The 18371-nt window shown below is 71.4% G+C and carries 18 protein-coding genes and 1 pseudogene; 14 read left to right on the plus strand and 5 right to left on the minus strand.

What is annotated here, in order from left to right:
• Nucleotides 1–96 precede the first annotated feature (96 nt).
• Genes RKD20_RS27145 through nthA form a run of 3 tightly spaced genes read left to right on the plus strand, consistent with a single transcriptional unit; the run spans nt 97 to nt 1253 of the window.
• Nucleotides 97–378: an SH3-like domain-containing protein gene (locus RKD20_RS27145; RefSeq protein WP_028808267.1), complete on the plus strand. Its 282-nt coding sequence runs from the start codon at nt 97–99 to the stop codon at nt 376–378.
• The gene (locus RKD20_RS27150; RefSeq protein ID WP_424879983.1) at nt 371–679 is read left to right on the plus strand and encodes an SH3-like domain-containing protein; all 309 of its coding nucleotides are present in this window, start codon (nt 371–373) and stop codon (nt 677–679) included. The genes RKD20_RS27145 and RKD20_RS27150 overlap by 8 nt, the downstream gene beginning before the upstream one ends.
• Entirely contained in the window at nt 669–1253 is a 585-nt protein-coding gene (gene nthA / locus RKD20_RS27155) for a nitrile hydratase subunit alpha (RefSeq protein ID WP_424879984.1), read from the plus strand. The genes RKD20_RS27150 and nthA overlap by 11 nt, the downstream gene beginning before the upstream one ends.
• Here nthA and RKD20_RS27160 read toward each other — a convergent pair.
• A complete protein-coding gene (locus RKD20_RS27160) occupies nt 1231–2730 on the minus strand; it encodes a tetratricopeptide repeat protein (protein ID WP_424879985.1) in 1500 nt (499 codons plus the stop codon). The two genes, nthA and RKD20_RS27160, sit on opposite strands and share 23 nt — an antisense overlap.
• Nucleotides 2731–2822: 92 nt before the next feature.
• Here RKD20_RS27160 and RKD20_RS27165 point away from each other — a divergent pair.
• A pseudogene (locus tag RKD20_RS27165) lies at nt 2823–4239 on the plus strand (FAD-binding oxidoreductase).
• A 16-nt stretch (nt 4240–4255) separates the two neighbouring features.
• Here RKD20_RS27165 and RKD20_RS27170 read toward each other — a convergent pair.
• Nucleotides 4256–4732 carry an SsgA family sporulation/cell division regulator gene (locus RKD20_RS27170; RefSeq protein WP_424879986.1) on the minus strand — a complete coding sequence of 159 codons (477 nt, stop codon included), beginning with the start codon at nt 4730–4732 and terminating at the stop codon, nt 4256–4258.
• A gap of 286 nt (nt 4733–5018) precedes the next feature.
• On the opposite strand from RKD20_RS27170, the gene RKD20_RS27175 reads away from it, so the two are divergent.
• The gene (locus tag RKD20_RS27175; protein ID WP_424879987.1) at nt 5019–6668 is read left to right on the plus strand and encodes an RDD family protein; all 1650 of its coding nucleotides are present in this window, start codon (nt 5019–5021) and stop codon (nt 6666–6668) included.
• A gap of 89 nt (nt 6669–6757) precedes the next feature.
• Nucleotides 6758–7387 carry an RDD family protein gene (locus tag RKD20_RS27180; protein ID WP_424879988.1) on the plus strand — a complete coding sequence of 210 codons (630 nt, stop codon included), beginning with the start codon at nt 6758–6760 and terminating at the stop codon, nt 7385–7387.
• Nucleotides 7388–8279: 892 nt separating this feature from the next.
• Here RKD20_RS27180 and RKD20_RS27185 read toward each other — a convergent pair.
• Entirely contained in the window at nt 8280–8540 is a 261-nt protein-coding gene (locus RKD20_RS27185) for a hypothetical protein (protein WP_424879989.1), read from the minus strand.
• 337 nt (nt 8541–8877) lie between these two features.
• On the opposite strand from RKD20_RS27185, the gene RKD20_RS27190 reads away from it, so the two are divergent.
• Together RKD20_RS27190 and RKD20_RS27195 are read left to right on the plus strand one after the other, a co-directional pair.
• Nucleotides 8878–11232 (plus strand): immune inhibitor A domain-containing protein, encoded by a 2355-nt coding sequence (locus tag RKD20_RS27190; RefSeq protein ID WP_424879990.1) that lies wholly within the window; start codon nt 8878–8880, stop codon nt 11230–11232.
• 113 nt (nt 11233–11345) lie between these two features.
• Entirely contained in the window at nt 11346–11690 is a 345-nt protein-coding gene (locus tag RKD20_RS27195; RefSeq protein ID WP_424879991.1) for a hypothetical protein, read from the plus strand.
• An 8-nt stretch (nt 11691–11698) separates the two neighbouring features.
• Here the strand turns inward: RKD20_RS27195 and RKD20_RS27200 are convergent, their stop codons facing one another.
• Complete coding sequence (locus RKD20_RS27200) at nt 11699–12286, minus strand: isochorismatase family protein (RefSeq protein WP_020121185.1); 588 nt, start codon at nt 12284–12286, stop codon at nt 11699–11701.
• Between the two features lie 97 nt (nt 12287–12383).
• Nucleotides 12384–13730 (minus strand): nicotinate phosphoribosyltransferase, encoded by a 1347-nt coding sequence (locus tag RKD20_RS27205; RefSeq protein ID WP_424879992.1) that lies wholly within the window; start codon nt 13728–13730, stop codon nt 12384–12386.
• A 58-nt stretch (nt 13731–13788) separates the two neighbouring features.
• Between RKD20_RS27205 and clpS the strand changes: the two genes are divergently transcribed.
• From clpS to RKD20_RS27235, 6 genes are all read left to right on the plus strand, one after another.
• Nucleotides 13789–14106, plus strand: a complete 318-nt coding sequence (clpS, locus tag RKD20_RS27210) for an ATP-dependent Clp protease adapter ClpS (protein ID WP_007382360.1) — start codon at nt 13789–13791, stop codon at nt 14104–14106.
• An 11-nt stretch (nt 14107–14117) separates the two neighbouring features.
• On the plus strand, nt 14118–14720 hold the full coding sequence (locus tag RKD20_RS27215; protein ID WP_424879993.1) for a DUF2017 domain-containing protein: 603 nt from the start codon (nt 14118–14120) through the stop codon (nt 14718–14720).
• A 338-nt stretch (nt 14721–15058) separates the two neighbouring features.
• Nucleotides 15059–16504 carry an amino acid permease gene (locus tag RKD20_RS27220; protein WP_424879994.1) on the plus strand — a complete coding sequence of 482 codons (1446 nt, stop codon included), beginning with the start codon at nt 15059–15061 and terminating at the stop codon, nt 16502–16504.
• Between the two features lie 75 nt (nt 16505–16579).
• Nucleotides 16580–17002, plus strand: a complete 423-nt coding sequence (locus RKD20_RS27225; protein ID WP_007382357.1) for a Mov34/MPN/PAD-1 family protein — start codon at nt 16580–16582, stop codon at nt 17000–17002.
• 40 nt (nt 17003–17042) lie between these two features.
• Entirely contained in the window at nt 17043–18065 is a 1023-nt protein-coding gene (locus tag RKD20_RS27230) for a LacI family DNA-binding transcriptional regulator (RefSeq protein WP_424879995.1), read from the plus strand.
• 88 nt (nt 18066–18153) lie between these two features.
• On the plus strand, nt 18154–18249 hold the full coding sequence (locus tag RKD20_RS27235; RefSeq protein ID WP_020121180.1) for a putative leader peptide: 96 nt from the start codon (nt 18154–18156) through the stop codon (nt 18247–18249).
• Nucleotides 18250–18371: the final 122 nt, after the last annotated feature.

Consider the following 18371-nt stretch of genomic DNA (forward strand, 5'->3'; position numbering starts at 1 on the left):
GCCGCGTCCCCCGACTCGCCGGCGGCGAGTCGGGCGACCTGTGCCCGAACCGGCTCGGCCACGACGGCACCAACCCGAGCCTCGTAGGCTGGCCCCATGGCCAGGATCAACGACGTGGGCGGCACGCAGGGATTCGGCGCGATCGACACCACCGACGACACCGAGCCCTTCCACGCGGACTGGGAGGCACGGGTCGTCGGTCTCTTCAACACCCTGCGCGCGCAAGGGGTCTTCAACACGAACGAGTTCCGGGACGCGATCGAGTCGATGCCGCCGGGGGAGTACCTGGCGGCGTCGTACTACGAGCGCTGGTTCACCGCGATCTGCGCCCTGCTCGAACGCAAGGGCGTGATCGAGCCGGGTGAGCTCGATGACTGACGCGGCCCCGGACCGTTTCCCGCCCGGCACCCCGGTCCGCACCTACCGCCACGACCCGCCGCACCACACCCGCCTGCCGCGGTACGCGCGCGGAAAGCGGGGCGTGGTCGTCGAGCCGGAGGGCCCCGGTGAACTGGCCGACCTCAGCGCGCAGGGCCGCGGGGACGCGCCCGTCGAGCAGATCTACGCGGTCCGTTTCGAGGCCCGCGACCTCTGGGGCGAGGGCGACCACCACGTCGTACTGGATCTGTGGGAGAGCTACTTGGAGGCGGACGAAAGGAGCGGGGACGATGAGCGGTGACCACCACACCGACGCCACGATCGCCCGGCGGGTACGGCGGCTGGAAACCCTCCTGGAGGAGAAGGGGCTGATCACCGGCGAGCGCCTGGACGAGGCGATCGACGCGTTCCTCGCGGAGTCCTCACCGGCGAACGGCGCCCGGGTCGTGGCCCGCGCCTGGACCGACGACGCCTACCGGGCCCGGCTGCTCGCGGACGGCACCGCCGCCGTCCGGGAACTCGGGTACATGGACGGCTCGTACCAGCGCCTGCGGGTCGTGGAGAACACCGCGTCCCACCACAACGTCATCGTCTGCACCCTGTGCTCCTGCTACCCGCTGCGCCTGCTCGGACCGTCCCCCAGCTGGTACAAGTCCGAGGCCTACCGCTCCCGCGTGGTCCGCGAACCACGGGAGGTACTGCGGGAGTTCGGCCTCTCCCTTCCCGGATCCGTGGACATCACGGTGTGGGACTCCAGCGCGGAAACCCGCTACCTGGTGCTGCCCCGCAGGCCGGACGGCACGGAAGGGCTCGGCGAGGAGGAGCTGACGGCGCTGGTGACGAGGAACGCCCTCATCGGTACGGCCGCGGTGTGACCGCCTTCGCGTCCGTCGCCGTTCCGCCCTCGTCCGCCCCGCCCTCGTCCGCCGCGTCCTCCTCCGGCAGGCCCTCCTCCGGCACGTCCCCCAGCGCCGCCAACGCCTCCCGCGCCGCCCGCACCCCCGAGGGCGAGAAGTAGGGGTTGATCTGCAGGGCCTCCCGCAGATGCCGGCGCGCGGGGGCGTCCTGCTGCGACGCCTGCTCGATCATGCCCAGGTGGTACGCGTACAGCGCGCTGCGCACTCCGCCCCCGTGCACCTTGTCCGTCGCGATCCGGGCGTACCGCAGGGCCTCCCGGTCCTGGCCGGCCCGGTGCAGCGCCCACCCCAGCGCGTCGGCCACCGCGATCCCCGGCTGCCGCAGCCACTCGGCCCGCAACCGCTGCACCGCGGACGCCGGGTCGCCGTGGTCCGCCTCGAACTGCCCGAGCACCAGCTCCTCGTCCGCCCCGCCCGCCGCCGCGCGTTCCACCGCCGCCCGCAGCAGGTCGTACTGCACCCGGGCGGCCTGCCCCAGCCCCAGCGACTCGTACAACTCGCCCAGCTCCAGGGCGTACTGCGGCAGCGGCTGCTTCGCGAGGGCCGTCCGGTAGGCGTTCAGGGCCTCCGTCGTGCGGCCGAGCGCCGCGAGGGCCCGGCCCTGACCGGCCTGCGCCGCCCGCTGGTCGGGGTCGATCCGGACGGCCTCCTGGAAGTGCCGCAGCGCGTCCTCGCGGTCACCGCGCTCCCAGGCGAGCTGCCCGGCCCGCTCCAGATACGCGGCCCGCTCGGCCGGGGCCCGCGCGCCCGCCGCCGCGTCGACGAGCTGGGCCGCCGCGTCCTCCCGCCAGCCCCGGTCCCGGTACACGGCCGCCGCCCGGGCCATCACCGCCGGCCCCGACCGCAGCTCCGTCAGCCGCTCCAGCGCCCCGCGGGCCGCCTTGTAGTCGCCGAGCCCCGTGTACGCGTCGATCAGCGCCGGATACGTCGTCCACCGTTTCGGCTCCAGCTGCCGCGCCTCCTCGCCCCAGGTCCGCGCGGTCCGGAAGTCCCGGCGCGCGTTCGCGAGGGCGGCCAGACCCCCGAGGGCCTCCGCGCTCCTGCGCACCTTCAAGGACGTCCGCAGGCTGTCCTCGGCCTTCGCGTAGAACGTCGTGTCGGCGGTCCGCCGCCCCTGTTCGACGTACGCCGTCCCGAGCACCGCCCACGACTGGGCGTCCCCGGGATGCCGGCGCAGATGGCTCTCCCGCTCGCCGATCAGGGCCGCCAGGTCGGGCAGGGCGGCCGGTAGCCCGGCGGCGACCGCCGTCAGCGCCTGGGCGCCCGGGGCCGGGGCGGGCGCCAGGGTCGCAGGGCGCTCCGCGGGCAGCAGCATCAGCACCGTACCGAGCACCGCGCAGCCGGCGACCGCGGCGATCACCAGACGCCCGTGCAGCCGGGCCCGCCGCTCCTCCCGCCGCTCCGCCGGCCGGTTCCTGGTGGCTTGGTTCTCCATGGCGCTCACTGTGCGCCAGCGCGACGACCGCACTCCGGCATACGGCGGCTGCCGCTGGTGGGGTTCACACCGATGGCCCCCGGTGCGACGCTGTGATCATGAGCCGTATCGAAGCCCGTCGCGATGAAGACACAGAGGTCACCGGCAACCTGGTGGACCGCCTGCTCAGCGCTCTGCCCGCCGACGCCGTGCTCACCGACCCGGACGTCACGGGCTCCTACGCCAACGACATGGCGAGCTTCTGCCCGGCCGGCACCCCCGCCGTGGTCGTCCTGCCGCGCACGGTCGAACAGGTCCAGCACGTCATGCGCGTCGCCACCGAACTGCGCGTCCCGGTCGTCCCCCAGGGCGCCCGCACGGGCCTGTCGGGCGCGGCCAACGCCTCCGACGGCTGCATCGTGCTGTCCCTGACGAAGATGGACCGGATCCTGGAGATCAGCCCGGTCGACCGCATCGCCGTCGTCGAACCCGGCGTCGTCAACGCGACCCTCTCCCGCGCGGTGAACGAACTCGGCCTCTACTACCCGCCGGACCCCTCCAGCTGGGAGATGTGCACGATCGGCGGCAACATCGGCACCGCGTCCGGCGGACTGTGCTGTGTGAAGTACGGGGTCACGGCGGAGTACGTCCTCGGACTGGACGTCGTCCTCGCCGACGGGGCGGCTCATGTCCACCGGCCGCCGTACCGCCAAGGGGGTCGCGGGGTACGACCTGACCCGCCTGTTCGTCGGCTCCGAAGGCTCGCTCGGGATCGTCGTACGGGCGACCCTGGCCCTCAGGCCGAAGCCGCCCGAACAGCTGGTGCTGGCCGCCGAGTTCTCCTCCGGGGCCGCCGCCTGCGACGCCGTGTGCCGGATCATGGAGGGCGGGCACGTGCCGTCCCTCCTCGAACTGATGGACCGTACGACCGTCAAGGCCATCAACGACCTGGCGCACATGGGGCTCCCGGAGACCACCGAGGCCCTGCTCCTCGCGGCCTTCGACACCACGGACCCGGCCGCCGACCTCACCGCCGTCGGCGCGCTGTGCGAGGCGGCCGGTGCCACCCAGGTCGTCCCGGCCGACGACGCGACCGAGTCGGAACTGCTGCTCCAGGCCCGCAGGCTCTCCCTCACCGCCCTCGAAGCCGTCAAGGGCACCACGATGATCGACGACGTGTGCGTGCCCCGCTCCCGGCTCGGCGAACTGCTCGAAGGGACCGAGCGGATCGCCGAGAAGCACCGGCTCACCATCGGTGTCGTCGCCCACGCGGGTGACGGCAACACCCACCCCACGGTCTGCTTCGACGCCGCCGACCCCGACGAGGCCGGCCGGGCCCGCGAGTCCTTCGACGAGATCATGGCGCTCGGCCTGGAGCTCGGCGGCACGATCACCGGGGAGCACGGGGTGGGCGTACTGAAGAAGGAGTGGCTGGCGCGCGAGATCGGCCCGGTGGGCGTGGAGATGCAGCGCGCGGTGAAGGGGGTCTTCGACCCGCTGGGCATCCTGAACCCGGGCAAGCTGTTCTGAGGCCTCGCGGTACGGCTCACTCCCCGTCCTTGGACTCGTCGCTCGGCCAGGGGTCGCACAGCCACAGATCATCGGCAGGAGTGGGGGCCAGCAGCTCGGCGAGACCGTCGTCGATACCGAGCTGCTCCGCCTCGGCGCCCGGGGGGACCGCCCGCAGCGTGCGCTCCAGCCAGGCCGAGACCTGCGCGGCCGGGGCCTCCAGGAGGGCGTCGCCGTCGGGGGAGCTCAGCGCCATCAGCACGACACCGCGGCCTTCGACCTTCGTCGGCCACACCCGCACGTCCCCGTGCCCGCACGGGCGGAACACCCCCTCCACGAGGAGTTCGCGGGCGAAGGTCCAGTGGACGGGGTGGTCCGAGCCGATGTGGAAGGTGACGTGGACGGCGAAGGGGTCGTCGCTGCGGTAGCCCAGCCGGGCCGGGACCGGGATGCTGCGCTCGGGCGACAGGATGAGTTGGAGCTCCAGTTCGCGCTCCACCACCGTGTGGTGCATGTCGATCGTTCCTCTCTCGGCTCTCGTCCGGTCCCGCGGTGGGCCCGTACGAGGGGAGAGGGGGCAGAGGGCGGGATCATTACGCGGGTTCGGCGAACTTTTTTCCGGGCGTACGGCGACAGGCGGCAGGGCCGCTGTCGCGGCCGGTACGACGGCCGGTATCACGGCCGGTGTCAGGTCGTGCCCAAAAAGAGTGGGTCCGGTGGGACTGGCGGTGGGTCTTGCGCCGGTCTGATAGATGTGGAGCCCCCTCTATTGACCCCCGAGCAGATACGGGACGACGGACATGAGCGCCCCAACCCCGGCACCCGGTGACGACAGGCCCCGCGAGGGCTACTACCCGGACCCGTCCATTCCTGGATACGTCCGTTACTGGAACGGTGCCTCCTGGGTGCCGGGCACCAGCCGTCCCGCCCCGGCGGACGGCGAACCGCTCGCGCCGCCGTCCGGCGCGGGCTCCGAGCCGGCCCCGTCGCCGGTGGAGGAGACGGGCCCGCACTTCTTCGACGAGGACCCGGCCGAGGCCCCCCCGCACCCCGACAGGCAGCACGGCAGCCGTCCCGAACCCGCGTCCGCGTGGGCCGCCGACCGGGCCCACCAGGGGGGCTTCGGCGGCGACCAGGACCGCCGGGTCTCGTGGGGGTCCCCGCAGGCGGCCGCGCAGGCTCAGCAGGGGGCTCCCCAGGGGGTTCCGCACCAAGGGGGTCAGCAGGGGCCGCAGGGAGCTCAGCACGGCGTACCGCGGACTCCGCAGGGCGCCGACCCGAGGGTGCCCGGTCCGGGGCGGCCCGCCGAGGGTTCCGCGCCGGTCCAGCCGGACGGGCACGCGGCCCGTACCGACGGCACCGCGACGATCCCGCCCGCCGAGCCGGACGAGGACGGCGGCACGCGCGTCTTCCGCAGACCCACGGCCGGGTCCCAGGGAGCGGCGGCGGCCCAGCAGTCCGACGACGGCACCATGAAGTTCCGCGCGCTCTCCCCGCGCACGGCGCAGCAGGGCGCGGGGCCCTGGGCGCAGAGCGGAAGCACACCCGGACCCGCGTATGCCGGCCCCACCGCACAGGGCGGCCCGGCGGGCGGCGCGCAGTCCTCCGAGGCCCCGGGCTTCGGTGCCGGCAAGGCGGCCGCAGAGCGCGCCGCGGCCGCCGGTGCCGCAGGCCCGCAGGGTCCCGCCTCCGCCGCTGCCGCACCCCTCCACGGTCCCCAGCAGCCCGCCCCCGTCCCCGGCCCGCAGACGGCCCCTCCGGGCGTGCCGCACCAGGGCGCCCCCCCGGCCCCCCAGCAGGCCGCCGGAGCCCAGGCCGCCGCCACCCCCATGAGCCCGGGTCCCGGTGGCGGTCAGCCGTCCTGGGCCCAGCAGGTGCACCGGCTCGCCGGGCCGGACGAGGAGCAGCCCGCCCCCTGGAAGCCGCCGGTCGAGGACATCTTCCAGGCGGCCGCACGGCGTCAGGCCGCAGCCAGGCCCGCCGGTCTCGGCAAGCGGCTGGCCGCGCGTCTCCTCGACACGCTCGTCGTGGGCGCCGTGACGGCCGTGGCCGCCGTTCCTCTCGGCACCAAGGCGGCCGACCACATCAACGAGAAGGTCGACGCGGCCAAGCTCTCCGGCGAGACCGTGACGGTCTGGCTGCTGGACGGCACCACGTCGGTGTACCTCGCCGTCGTGGTCGCCGTGCTCCTGGTCACCGGGGTTCTGTACGAGGCGATGCCCACCGCCAAGTGGGGCCGCACCCTCGGCAAGAAGCTGCTCGGCCTGGAGGTGCGGGACATCGAGGGCCACGAGCCCCCGGCGTTCGGCGCGTCCCTGCGCCGCTGGCTGGTCTACAGCGTCCCGGGCCTGCTCGGCATCGGCCTCGTGGGCGTCGCGTGGTGCCTGTTCGACCGACCGTGGCGCCAGTGCTGGCACGACAAGGCGGCGCATACGTTCGTGGCGGACTGAGCGGGTCCTGCGAACGGCGTACGGGATTCGGTACTCCGGACGGCCGCTCGCCGGATGCGGAGCCGGGGGGTTCGCGGTCGACTCGGGCCATGAGCAGTGAACCGCCCCCCGGCTCCGGCCAGCAGCCGCCGGATGACGACCCGTTCAGGAAACAGCCCCCGCCGGCCGAGGGCTCGGGATCGCCGTACAGCGCACCGCCCCCGCCCTACGGGGACGCCCCCGGCGGCGACCCGTACGGCGGCGGCTCCTACCCCACCGACCCGCTGTCCGGCATGCCGCCGCTGGCGCCCAGCGGCCGACGCACGCTGGCCCGCATCATCGACATGATCCTGGTGGCCATCGTCGTCGGGCTGGTCACCTGGGGCTTCGGGGTGAACGAGTACGACGTGAACGGCGACAACGTGCAGTACGGCAAGTCGCTCGCGCAGTCACTCCTCGCCGCGGTGCTCTACATCGCCTACGACACCGTCATGATCACCCGGTCCGGGCAGACCCTCGGCAAGAAGTGGCTCGGAATGCGGGTGGCCAACCTCGACAACGGCTCCACGCCCTCCGTACAGACCACGCTGATCCGCTCGGCGGTGCTGTGGATCCCCTTCGCCTTCTGCTGCGCCTGCATCTGGACCGCCATCGCGGGCGGCTGGAGCTACTTCGACAAGCCCTACAAACAGGGCCTGCACGACAAGGCGGCGAAGACGGTGGTGGTCAGCACGGGCTGACTCCGACGGCGGGGTCTGTGACCTGTCTTCGGCACCGGCCCGGCCGGGCCGGGCCGGTGACGGCGGAGTCCGAGGCGCGTCCCCGGGGCCGGTGCGGCGGTCTTGGGGCCGTGTGCCTGCGGCGGGCTCGGGCGCATGGCTCTATGCGGTCGGAGCCCTGGCCGCCTGGGCGAACCCGGGACAGCTCAGGCGCCCGGCCCGGTGTACGGAGTGCTGGGGCGGTGGTTTTGGGGCTCGTGGTGCCGCGATGGGCTGTGCTCGCCGGCTTGGTGAGCGTGCGGGTTGGTGCGGCCGGGGCTGTGACGGCGGGGTCCGAGGCGCGTCCCGGGGGCCGGTGCGGCGATGCCGGGCCGTCGGCAGCCGAGCGAAGGCGACGCCCGGCTCGGGGAAGGTGGTGCTCGGGCAGTGGTTTTGGGGCTCGTGGTGCCGCGCGGTGGGCCCGGGCTCGCCGGCTTGGTGAGCGTGCGGGTTGGTGCGGCCGGGGCTGTGACGGCGGGGTCCGAGGCGCGTCCCGGGGGCCGGTGCGGCGATGCCGGGCCGTCGGCAGCCGAGCGAAGGCGACGCCCGGCTCGGGGAAGGTGGTGCTGGGGCGGTGGTTTTGGGGCCCGTGGTGCCGCGATGGGCCCGGGCTCTTCGGCCTGCGGAGCGCATGGGTCGATGCGGCCGGACCCGTGACGGCGTCCTCGGGACCGGCCCGGCCGGGTGTGCCGAGCCGTCGGCAACCATGGCGAACGCCACGGCCGCCTTGGTGTGCCCCGGCGAACCCAGGGGACGATCCGGAGTATCCGGTACGGGCTCCTCGGCCTGGGCGCGAACCCGGCGATGCGAACCCTGCGCCCGCCCTCGACGAACCCGGGACCACCCACAGCCCCCGCCTAAGCGAACGCAGTGCTCACGCGGCGGTCTTGGAGTGGGTGGCCGCGGCCCGGACGGGCTCCTCCGTGCGGCGTTCGACGGGCCTGCTCAGCGCGACGACCCGGGACTTCGGCTGCGGCACCGTCATGGCGACCAGCAGGCCGAGGACGAGCGCCGAGACCGCGATGACCGCGGTCCCCACGGCCGAACTCGTCTGTGACAGCAGCAGCATGGCGAGCGTCGAGAAGATGACGGTGATCGAACCGTAGGCGATCTGTGCGGCGGTCGGACGAGGCATGGCAATCGTGTCCTCGGAATCGGGGGTCCACGGGGGACGTCGGCCTGGCATTCCGCCGACATCCGGGCGTTCCGCCAATCGACTCTAATCGCCTGTGTGCCCGACTGGAACGAACAGTAAGCGTGACCTAACCAACAGTGCCGGAGCACAGGGGGCGCACGGAGTCATGACGTCCATCAAGTGGACGGTCGTGCGCGCCTGTCGTGTTGCCGTCACGTGTCCGCAATGCGAACACCGGCTCCCAATAATGCAATTGACGGGTCCAAGTCAAGATCTGTCTTTTCTCCCCAACCTTTAGTCAAATACCGGTCACTTGCCTGATAGGGGAGAGGTACAAGTGACGGACAGATCCTGGACGTTCAGGACAGCAGCGACGGTCGTGGCGATAGCCGCGGCCTCGGCCACGTTCTCCACGTTCGCCGTGGCGCAGGCCGCGGACAGCTCCACGAAGACTTCCGCGGCCGACCGGCGCGACCCGCAGCCGGCCAAGGCCAGGGAGCACGACTTCGACGGCCCGCTGACCAAGACCCAGCAGGCGCAGCGAAAGGAGGCGCTCGACCAGGTCATATCCGGGGACGCGGCGGTCAAGAACCGCAACGGCTCCCAGGTGGTCGAGCTCAAGAGCCGCAAGGGCGACAGCAAGTACGTCGAACTCGGCCGCGAGAAGACCGACAAGATCTTCACGATCCTCGTGGAGTTCGGCGACCAGGTCGACCCCCGCTACGGCGGCACGGCCGGCCCGCTGCACAACAAGATCGCCCAGCCGGATCGCAAGCAGAACAACAGCACGGCCTGGCAGGCGGACTACAACCAGGCGCACTTCCAGGACCTCTACTTCGGCACCGGCAAGAAGACCGAGTCGCTGAAGAAGTACTACGAGAAGCAGTCCTCGGGCCGCTACTCGGTCGACGGCGAGGTCACCGACTGGGTCAAGGTCCCCTACAACGAGGCCCGTTACGGCTCCAACAAGGCCTCCACCGGCGCCTGGTACGCGGTCCAGGACGGCGTCAACGCCTGGGTCGCCCAGCGCGAGGCGGCCGGCGACACCGCCGCCGAGATCAAGGCGGAACTGGCCGAGTTCGACCAGTGGGACCGCTACGACTACGACGGCGACGGCAACTTCAACGAGCCCGACGGCTACATCGACCACTTCCAGATCGTGCACGCCGGCGAGGACGAGTCCGCGGGCGGCGGCGCCCAGGGCGAGGACGCGATCTGGGCGCACCGCTGGTACGCCTTCGGCACCGACGCGGGCTCCACCGGCCCGGACGCCAACAAGCTCGGCGGCACCCAGATCGGCGACACCGGCATCTGGGTCGGCGACTACACCATCCAGCCGGAGAACGGCGGCCTGGGCGTCTTCGCCCACGAGTACGGCCACGACCTCGGCCTGCCCGACGAGTACGACACCTCGGGCGGGGGCGAGAACTCCACCGGCTTCTGGACGCTGATGTCCTCCGGCTCCTGGCTCGGCACCGGCAAGGACTCCATCGGCGACCTGCCCGGCGACATGAACGCCTGGGACAAGCTCCAACTGGGCTGGCTCGACTACGACGTGGCCACGGCCGGCAAGCGCTCCAGCCACAAGCTGGGCGTCGCGGAGTACAACACCAAGAACCCGCAGGCGCTCGTGGTCCAGCTGCCGAGGAAGAAGGTCACCACCCCGGTGGTCACCCCGGCGCAGGGCGCGACCCAGTGGTGGAGCGGCAGCGGCAACGACCTGCGCAACACCCTGACCCGCCCGGTCGACCTGACCGGCAAGTCCTCGGCGGCGCTGACCCTCGACGCCTGGTGGGACACCGAGAAGGACTACGACTACGTCTACGCCGAGGTCTCCACCGACGCCGGCGCCAACTGGACGCCGATCGACGGCACTCTGGCCGACGGCACCGCGATCCCGCGTGACGGCAGCGGCAAGCCCGCCCTCACCGGCACGGTCGAGACGTACCAGAAGCTGACCTTCCCGCTGAACGCCTACGCGGGCCAGAAGATCCAGCTGCGCTTCCGCTACCAGACCGACGGCGGAGTCGCCCAGAAGGGCTTCGCGGCCGACGAGATCACGGTGACCGCCGACGGCGCGACCCTGTTCTCCGACAACGCCGAGACGGCGGACGCCGCCTGGACCGCGAACGGCTTCTCGCGCATCGGCGCCTCGATCACGGACGACTACGCGCAGTACTACCTCGCCGAGAACCGCCAATACGTGTCGTACGACAAGGTGTTGAAGGTCGGCCCGTACAACTACGGCTTTTCGAAGACCCGTCCGGACTGGGTGGAGCACTACGCCTACCAGAACGGCCTGTTGATCTGGAAGTGGGACACCTCCCAGGCGGACGACAACACCAGCCAGCACCCGGGCGAGGGCCTGATCCTCCCGGTCGACTCCCACCCGACCGCGCTGAAGTGGTCCGACGGCACGCTGATGCGCAACCGCATCCAGGCCTACGACTCCACCTTCAGCTGGTACCCGACGGACTCGGTCACGCTGCACAACGCCGACGTCCCGACGAAGATCAAGTCCAAGCCGGGCGTCCCGGTCTTCGACGACGGCACGTCGAGCTACTACGACCCGACGAACCCGCTCGCCGGCGTCAACATCACTGACACCGACACCCGGATCAAGATCGTCAAGGAGCCCCTGAACGGCTCGACGATCACGCTCCAGGTCGGACCTTCGGCCAAGAAGAAGTAAAACCGCAGGTCAGAAGCGTATCGGCGGCAACCCCTGGCGGGTTGCCGCCGATCGTGTTTAGGTGCGTCCTGTGGCTTCCTTATTGACACCGACGCTGATGGGGATGTGACCGCATGGCCGCAGGAGGTTTCTGCAAGCTGCCGAACGGCAGGGTGGTGGTGGCGCTGAACCTGCCCCGTCCGCCCGCCGACGGTTACGGCAGCGTGCGGCTGCTGGTCCACGCCCAGAACCGGGCGCGCGCCCTGACCAGGCTGCGCAACCTGGGGCTGCGGGCGGTGTACCTGCGCGGCAACGGCGCGCCCCCGACCCCCGACGAGATCACCGCCGTACTCCACCACCCGGACGGGCTGATATGGCGTACCGCCCCTGACAACGCTGTCGCGGGCGGGCCCGAGCTGGTCCAGGAGCTGTGGCATCCCATCAGGTCGCTGTTCAGGGCGCCGGCGGCGTCGGCCTGAACAGCGACCTAGACGACCGGCTTCCCGGACAGCTCCACGCCCGCCTCCCGCAGCTCCTCGATCGCCCGCTCGGTCGTCGCCTCGGCGACCCCGGCGGTGAGGTCGAGGAGGACCTGCGTGCGGAAGCCCTCCCGGGCCGCGTCCAGCGCGGTGGCCCGCACGCAGTGGTCCGTGGCGATCCCGACCACGTCCACCTCGGTCACCTCCCGCGCCCGCAGCCAGTCGCCCAGCGTCACGCCGTTCTCGTCGGCGCCCTCGAACCCGCTGTACGCCGCCGCGTACGCCCCCTTGTCGAAGACCGCGTCGATCGCCCCGGAGGCGACGGCCGGCGCGAAGTTCGGGTGGAACCCCACGCCCTCGGTCCCGGCGACGCAGTGCGCGGGCCAGGAGTGCACGAAGTCGGGGTTGTCGGCGAAGTGGCCGCCGGGGGCGATGTGGTGGTCGCGGGTGGCCACCACGTGCTGGTAGCCGGAGCCCGCCGCCTGCCCGATCAGCTCGGTGACGGCGGCGGCCACATCGGCGCCGCCGGCCACCGCGAGGCTGCCTCCCTCGCAGAAGTCGTTCTGCACGTCGACGACGATCAAGGCGCGGCGCATGGTGGGTGTCCTTCGACTAAGAGTGAACTTACGAGCCTAGAGACTTCGGGGACCGTGCGGGAGGGGGCAGGGGCGGGCGCGTTCGGGACGACAGCCCCTAGCTACCCGTGCGCCCGTTGACATACTCCGTCGGAATGACCGGCTCCCCGCGCGAGAGCTGGGTCGCCGACAGCGGCAGGTTGGCCCGGGCGGCGGCATGCCGGTCCCGTACGACGTCCAGCGGCTCGCGGGCGACGACCTCGCCGCCCTTGACCAGCTCCACCAGCAGCTGCCGGTCCGTGAGCCCCGCCGGGACCGGCCCGGTGCCCACCACCTCGGCCTCCGCGAACCCCTCCGCGTCCAGCCGCCGGGCCGCCCACTTGCGGCCGCCGACCGAGGTCTTGCCCCCGGACGACTTCTTCGCGACCGGGATCAGCGGCGCCTTCGGGTCGTCGGACTCGGCCCGCGCGACCAGCTTGTAGACCATCGAGGCGGTCGGGTGCCCGGACCCGGTCACCAGCTGGGTGCCGACGCCGTACGCGTCCACCGGGGCCACGGCCAGCGAGGCGATGGCGTACTCGTCGAGGTCGGAGGTGACGATGATCCGCGTCCCCTTGGCGCCCAGCTCGTCCAGCTGCTGCCGCACCCGGTGCGCGACCAGCAGCAGGTCGCCGGAGTCGATGCGCACGGCCCCCAGCTCGGGCCCGGCGACCTCGACGGCCGCACGGACGGCCTCGGTGACGTCGTAGGTGTCCACCAGCAGGGTCGTGCCCCGGCCCAGTGACTCCACCTGGGCCCGGAAGGCGTCCCGCTCCTGGTCGTGCAGGAGGGTGAAGGCGTGGGCGGAGGTGCCCACCGTCGGGATGCCGTAGCGGAAACCGGCCGCGAGGTCGGAGGTGGTGGCGAAGCCGCCGACGTAGGCGGCGCGGGCGGCGGCCACGGCGGACAGCTCGTGGGTGCGGCGGGCACCCATCTCGATCAGCGGCCGGTCACCCGCGGCCGAGGACATCCGGGAGGCGGCCGCGGCTATCGCGGAGTCGTGGTTGAGGATCGACAGGATCACGGTCTCCAGGAGCACGCACTCGGCGAAGGAGCCCTCCACCCGCATGATCGGCGAGCCCGGGAAGTACACCTCGCCCTCCGGGTAGCCCCAGATGTCGCCGCCGAAGCGGTAGGAGGCGAGCCAGTCCAGGGTCTCCTCGTCGACGATGGAGCGCTCGCGCAGGAAGGTGAGGACGTTCCCGTCGAAGCGGAAGTTCTCCACTGCGTCCAGGACCCGGCCGGTGCCCGCGACGACGCCGTAGCGCCGCCCTTCCGGCAGCCGCCGGGTGAAGACCTCGAACACGCTGCGCCGTTCGGCGGTACCCGCCTTCAGGGCGGCCTGCAGCATGGTCAGCTCGTACTGGTCCGTGAAGAGCGCCGTCGAGGGAACGTCCACCGGCAGCCCAAGGTCCGCTGTGTTCATAACGACGGATGCTACCCCACTTCGCGTCAGTGTGACGATTTGTGTGGCGCGTGGCAGCATGGGCCGTGTGACGTCACCCGCTCCCGTAGAGATCGAACGCACCGAGTCGGCGGAGGAGGTCTTCGCCGTACCCGAGCCGGACGTCCCCTGGGTCACGATCGTCCACAACGACCCGGTCAACCTCATGAGCTACGTGACCTACGTCTTCCAGACGTACTTCGGCTACTCGAAGGACAAGGCCACCAAGCTGATGCTCGACGTCCACCACAAGGGCCGGGCGGTCGTCTCCAGCGGATCCCGCGAGGAGATGGAACGCGACGTGCAGGCCATGCACGGCTACGGTCTGTGGGCCACCCTCCAGCAGGACCGGAAGTAGCGACAACCCTGATGCCCGGAACCTTCGAACCGCTCCCCGGCGGCGGCGCGGCCGTCGCCCTCGACGACGTCGAGATCTCCATCATCCGGTCGCTGGCCGTCCAGCTCCTGGAACTCATCGGCCCGGGACCCGCCGAGGACGCCTCCGACGACCCGCTCGCCGAGCTCTTCGCGGACGGCCCGAGCGAGCCGCCCTCCGACCCGGTGCTCAAGCGGCTCTTCCCGGACGCCTACAGCGACCCCGAGGGCACTCCCCAGGCCGAGCAGGCCGAGGAGCAGCGGGCGTACTCCTCGGAGTTCCGCCGCTACACCGAGAACGACCTGCGCACCGGCAAGCGCGAGAACGCCCTCGCGGTGGTCCGCTCCCTTGACGCGCTGCACTCCGGCGGCGACGGCGGGGCGGTGCTCAAGCTGTCGACGGCCGAGTCCCAGCAGTGGCTCGGCGCCCTCAACGACCTGCGGCTCGCGATCGGCTCCCGCCTCGACATCACCGCCGAGGAGGACACCGACCTCCTCTACCGGCTCCCGGACGAGGACCCCCGTAAGCCGATGGTGATGGCGTACCTGTGGCTCGGCGGTCTCCAGGAGACCCTCGTGACCACCCTTATGCCGTGAGTTCCTTATGCCGTGAGTTGTGACGGTTCTGTGTTCGCTCAGAGGACGCTCAAATCCGGATAACGATCACGTCACCGCACTGACGGCATTCGCGTGTTCCGGGCGCCCTTTGTCCCCTTCTTCCTGTGACCTGTGCCATATCCGGCACGGGTGATCAATGCTGCGGCCGTGATAAATCTTCACGACCGCCCGGCGAACACCACCCGTATGTTCGGCCGGGTGCGCCACCGAGCCGGTAACCGCCGGCCAGGCACGACTCCATCAATCCGGGGGGATCGAAACCCGATCCGAGGCCGACGAGAGGCCCGGTTCGGCATGGAGAAAGGCGCACCACACACATGACCTCCGCTCAGGTCGAAGACAAAGGCTCAGGCTCGGAGAAGGCCCCGAACGCGTCCGAAGAGGGGTACGAGCGCGGACTCGGCAGCCGCCAGGTCCAGATGATCGCGATCGGCGGCGCCATCGGGGTCGGCCTCTTCCTCAACGCCGGGGCGAACATCGCCAAGGCCGGTCCGAGCCTCATCCTGATGTACGCCGTCGCCGGCGTGATCATCTTCTTCATCATGCGGGCCCTCGGCGAGCTGCTGCTCTACCGCCCGGTCTCCGGCTCCTTCGCGGAGTACTCCCGCGAGTTCCTCGGCCCGTTCTTCGGCTACTTCACCGGCTGGACGTACTGGCTGCTGTGGGTCGTCACCGGAATGGCGGAACTCACCGCCGCCGCGATCTACGTCAACTACTGGTTCCCCGCCGTCCCCCAGTGGACGACGGCCCTGGTCTTCCTGGTCGTCCTGTTCGTGGCCAACCTGATCTCGGTGAAGCTGTTCGGCGAGATCGAGTTCTGGTTCTCGATGATCAAGGTCACCGCCCTCATCGGCATGATCGTGATCGGTCTCGGCGTCCTGACCTTCGGCTTCAGCGCGGCCGGCGACACCGCCGCGGTCTCCAACCTCTGGGCCTTCGACGGCTTCTTCCCCAAGGGTGTCGGCTCGTCCCTGATGACCCTCCAGGGCGTGATGTTCGCCTACCTCGCCGTCGAGCTCGTCGGCGTCACCGCCGGTGAGTCCGAGAACCCCGAGAAGACCCTCCCCAAGGCGATCAACACCCTGCCCTGGCGCATCGGCCTCTTCTACGTCGGTGCCCTCACCGTCATCCTGTGCGTCGTGAAGTGGACCGAGTTCGCGGCGGGCGTCAGCCCCTTCGTGAAGGCCTTCGCCGTGATCGGCATCCCGGCGGGCGCCGGCATCGTGAACTTCGTCGTCCTCACCGCGGCCCTGTCCTCCTGCAACTCGGGCATGTACTCCACGGGCCGCATGCTGCGCACCCTCGCCGACAGCGGAGAGGCCCCGCAAGCCTTCAACAAGCTCTCCGTGACCCGCACCCCGGCGCTGGCCATCACCGTCTCCGTGCTCTTCATGGGCATCGGCGTGCTGCTGAACTACGTGGTGCCGGAGAAGGCCTTCGGATACGTCGTCTCGGTCGCGACCGCCGCGGGCATCTGGACCTGGCTGATGATCCTGGTCAGCCATGTGCGCTACCGCCGCGAGGTCGTGGCGGGCCGCCTGCCCGCCTCCTCGTTCCCGGCACCGGGCGGCTCGGTCGGCAGCTGGATCGCGATCGTGTTCCTGCTCTTCGTGACCGGCCTGATCGCCTACGACGCCGACTCGCGCGTGTGTCTGTACGTCATGGCGGGATGGGCCGCCGCGCTGGGCATCGGCTGGGCCGTCCTGAAGACCCGCAACCCGGAGATCGCGGACCGGCGCGACCCCGAGTTCGAGAAGGTCTGAAGCCGCTGAGTCCGGCATGTGGGCCGTCCCGTACCGATCCTCGGTACGGGACGGCCCTCTGCTTATCCTTTCGGCATGCTGACCATCACCCAGGCCCTCGTCGACCAGATCGTCGCGCACGCGCGCAAGGACCACCCCGACGAGGCGTGCGGAGTCGTCGCGGGCCCGGCCGGGTCGGACCGCCCCGAGCGCTTCATCCCCATGCTCAACGCCGCCATGTCGCCCACGTTCTACGAGTTCGACTCCGGCGACCTGCTCAAGCTGTACCGCGAGATGGACGACCGCGACGAGGAGCCGGTGGTCATCTACCACTCCCACACCGCGACCGAGGCCTACCCGTCCCGCACGGACATCTCCTACGCCAACGAGCCCGGTGCCCACTACGTCCTCGTCTCCACCGCCGACACCGACGGCCTCGGCGACTTCCAGTTCCGCTCCTACCGGATCGTCGACGGCGAGGTCACCGAGGAGGACGTGAAGATCGTCGCGGCGTACTAGGCTCGCGGGTACGGACCGACTTCCCGTACTGGAGAAGGTGTTGACACCGCACACGCACGGACGACGGCCCACCCTGGAGGATGTCGCACGACGTTCGGGGGTGTCGCGGTCCACGGTGTCACGGGTGATCAACGACGAGCCGAGAGTGAGCGCGGAGGTCGTCGAACAGGTCCGCCGGGTCATCGCCGAACTCGGCTACGTGCCCAACCAGGCCGCCCGCCAGCTCGTCACCCGCCGCACCGGCGCCGTCGCCGTGGTCGCCAGTCAGCCGCAGAACCGGCTCTTCCTCGACCCGTTCTTCGACTGCCTGCTGCGCGGAGTCCGCCGCGAACTCGCCGGACACGGCGCCCAGGCCGTCCTGCTGTTCCTGGACGAACCCGACGACCACACCCGCGTCGCCGACTACCTCGGCGGCGGCCATGTCGACGGCGCCGTGCTGTTCTCCCTGCGTCCCGGCGACCGGCTCCACGAGATGGCCGACCGGCTCGACATCCCGGTCGTCTTCGGCGGCCGCCCCCTGCCGAGCGACGGCGACACCGTGCGCCCCCACGCCTACGTCGACGGAGACAACCGCGGTGGAGCCCGGCAGGCCGTCCGGCACCTCGTCTCCCTGGGCCGCACGCGGATCGCGACCGTCACCGGGCCCTACGACCAGGAGGACTCCGCCGCCGAACGGCTCGCCGGATACCGGGACGTCCTCCCGGACGCACCGACCGAGCTGACCGAGCGCGCCGACTACACCGAGCAGGGCGGCGCCGACGCCATGGCCGCCCTCCTCGACCGGAGCCCCGGCCTGGACGCCGTCTTCGTCGCCTCCGACCTCATGGCCGCGGGCGCGCTGCGCACCCTGCGCGAGTGCGGCCGACGGATCCCCGAGGACGTCGCGATCGTCGGTTTCGACGACGTGACCGACATCAGCGAGGCTACGGAGCCGCAGCTGACCACCGTGCACCAGGACGTGGAGCGGATGGGGCGGCTCATGGCCCGCCTCCTGTTCGACCGGCCCGCACCGCCGCCCTCGGTGGTCGTCCCGACCCGACTGGTGGTCAGGGCCTCCGCCTGAGCTGCCGTATCTCAGCGGGCGGGCGGATTCCGTCCGCATGGTGGGATCACATTCCGGGACCCGGACCGGGAATCGATACGATGACCCCATGGTTTCTTACGACGTGAGCGAGAAGACGCCGGGCACCCTGCTCGTGGCGCGGCTGCACGTCGACCTGTGCAGGCTCGCCAGCGCCATCTGTTGACGCCCGGCCCTGCCGCCGTACGGCCGTGGGCCGGTGGGGGTACCGCCCGCGCGAGCGAAGCCGAGCGTGGGGGAGCCTCACACGCACGACCTGCTGTATCAGCGCTGCCGCGCGCCACCGAC

It is taken from the genome of Streptomyces sp. SLBN-8D4 (genome assembly GCF_049739545.1).
Taxonomy (GTDB): Bacteria; Actinomycetota; Actinomycetes; order Streptomycetales; family Streptomycetaceae; genus Streptomyces; species Streptomyces canus_C.

What these genes read in the sequence shown, in the direction of transcription:
- RKD20_RS27205 (WP_424879992.1), bottom strand. Translation starts at nt 13,730, where the DNA reads ATGAACACAGCGGACCTTGGGCTGCCGGTGGACGTTCCCTCGACGGCG.
- RKD20_RS27160 (WP_424879985.1), bottom strand. Translation starts at nt 2,730, where the DNA reads ATGGAGAACCAAGCCACCAGGAACCGGCCGGCGGAGCGGCGGGAGGAG.
- RKD20_RS27150 (WP_424879983.1), top strand. Translation starts at nt 371, where the DNA reads ATGACTGACGCGGCCCCGGACCGTTTCCCGCCCGGCACCCCGGTCCGC.
- RKD20_RS27145 (WP_028808267.1), top strand. Translation starts at nt 97, where the DNA reads ATGGCCAGGATCAACGACGTGGGCGGCACGCAGGGATTCGGCGCGATC.
- RKD20_RS27200 (WP_020121185.1), bottom strand. Translation starts at nt 12,286, where the DNA reads ATGCGCCGCGCCTTGATCGTCGTCGACGTGCAGAACGACTTCTGCGAG.
- RKD20_RS27220 (WP_424879994.1), top strand. Translation starts at nt 15,059, where the DNA reads ATGACCTCCGCTCAGGTCGAAGACAAAGGCTCAGGCTCGGAGAAGGCC.
- RKD20_RS27175 (WP_424879987.1), top strand. Translation starts at nt 5,019, where the DNA reads ATGAGCGCCCCAACCCCGGCACCCGGTGACGACAGGCCCCGCGAGGGC.
- RKD20_RS27225 (WP_007382357.1), top strand. Translation starts at nt 16,580, where the DNA reads ATGCTGACCATCACCCAGGCCCTCGTCGACCAGATCGTCGCGCACGCG.
- clpS (WP_007382360.1), top strand. Translation starts at nt 13,789, where the DNA reads ATGGGCCGTGTGACGTCACCCGCTCCCGTAGAGATCGAACGCACCGAG.
- RKD20_RS27170 (WP_424879986.1), bottom strand. Translation starts at nt 4,732, where the DNA reads ATGCACCACACGGTGGTGGAGCGCGAACTGGAGCTCCAACTCATCCTG.
- RKD20_RS27235 (WP_020121180.1), top strand. Translation starts at nt 18,154, where the DNA reads ATGGTTTCTTACGACGTGAGCGAGAAGACGCCGGGCACCCTGCTCGTG.
- RKD20_RS27215 (WP_424879993.1), top strand. Translation starts at nt 14,118, where the DNA reads ATGCCCGGAACCTTCGAACCGCTCCCCGGCGGCGGCGCGGCCGTCGCC.
- RKD20_RS27180 (WP_424879988.1), top strand. Translation starts at nt 6,758, where the DNA reads ATGAGCAGTGAACCGCCCCCCGGCTCCGGCCAGCAGCCGCCGGATGAC.
- RKD20_RS27195 (WP_424879991.1), top strand. Translation starts at nt 11,346, where the DNA reads ATGGCCGCAGGAGGTTTCTGCAAGCTGCCGAACGGCAGGGTGGTGGTG.
- RKD20_RS27185 (WP_424879989.1), bottom strand. Translation starts at nt 8,540, where the DNA reads ATGCCTCGTCCGACCGCCGCACAGATCGCCTACGGTTCGATCACCGTC.
- nthA (WP_424879984.1), top strand. Translation starts at nt 669, where the DNA reads ATGAGCGGTGACCACCACACCGACGCCACGATCGCCCGGCGGGTACGG.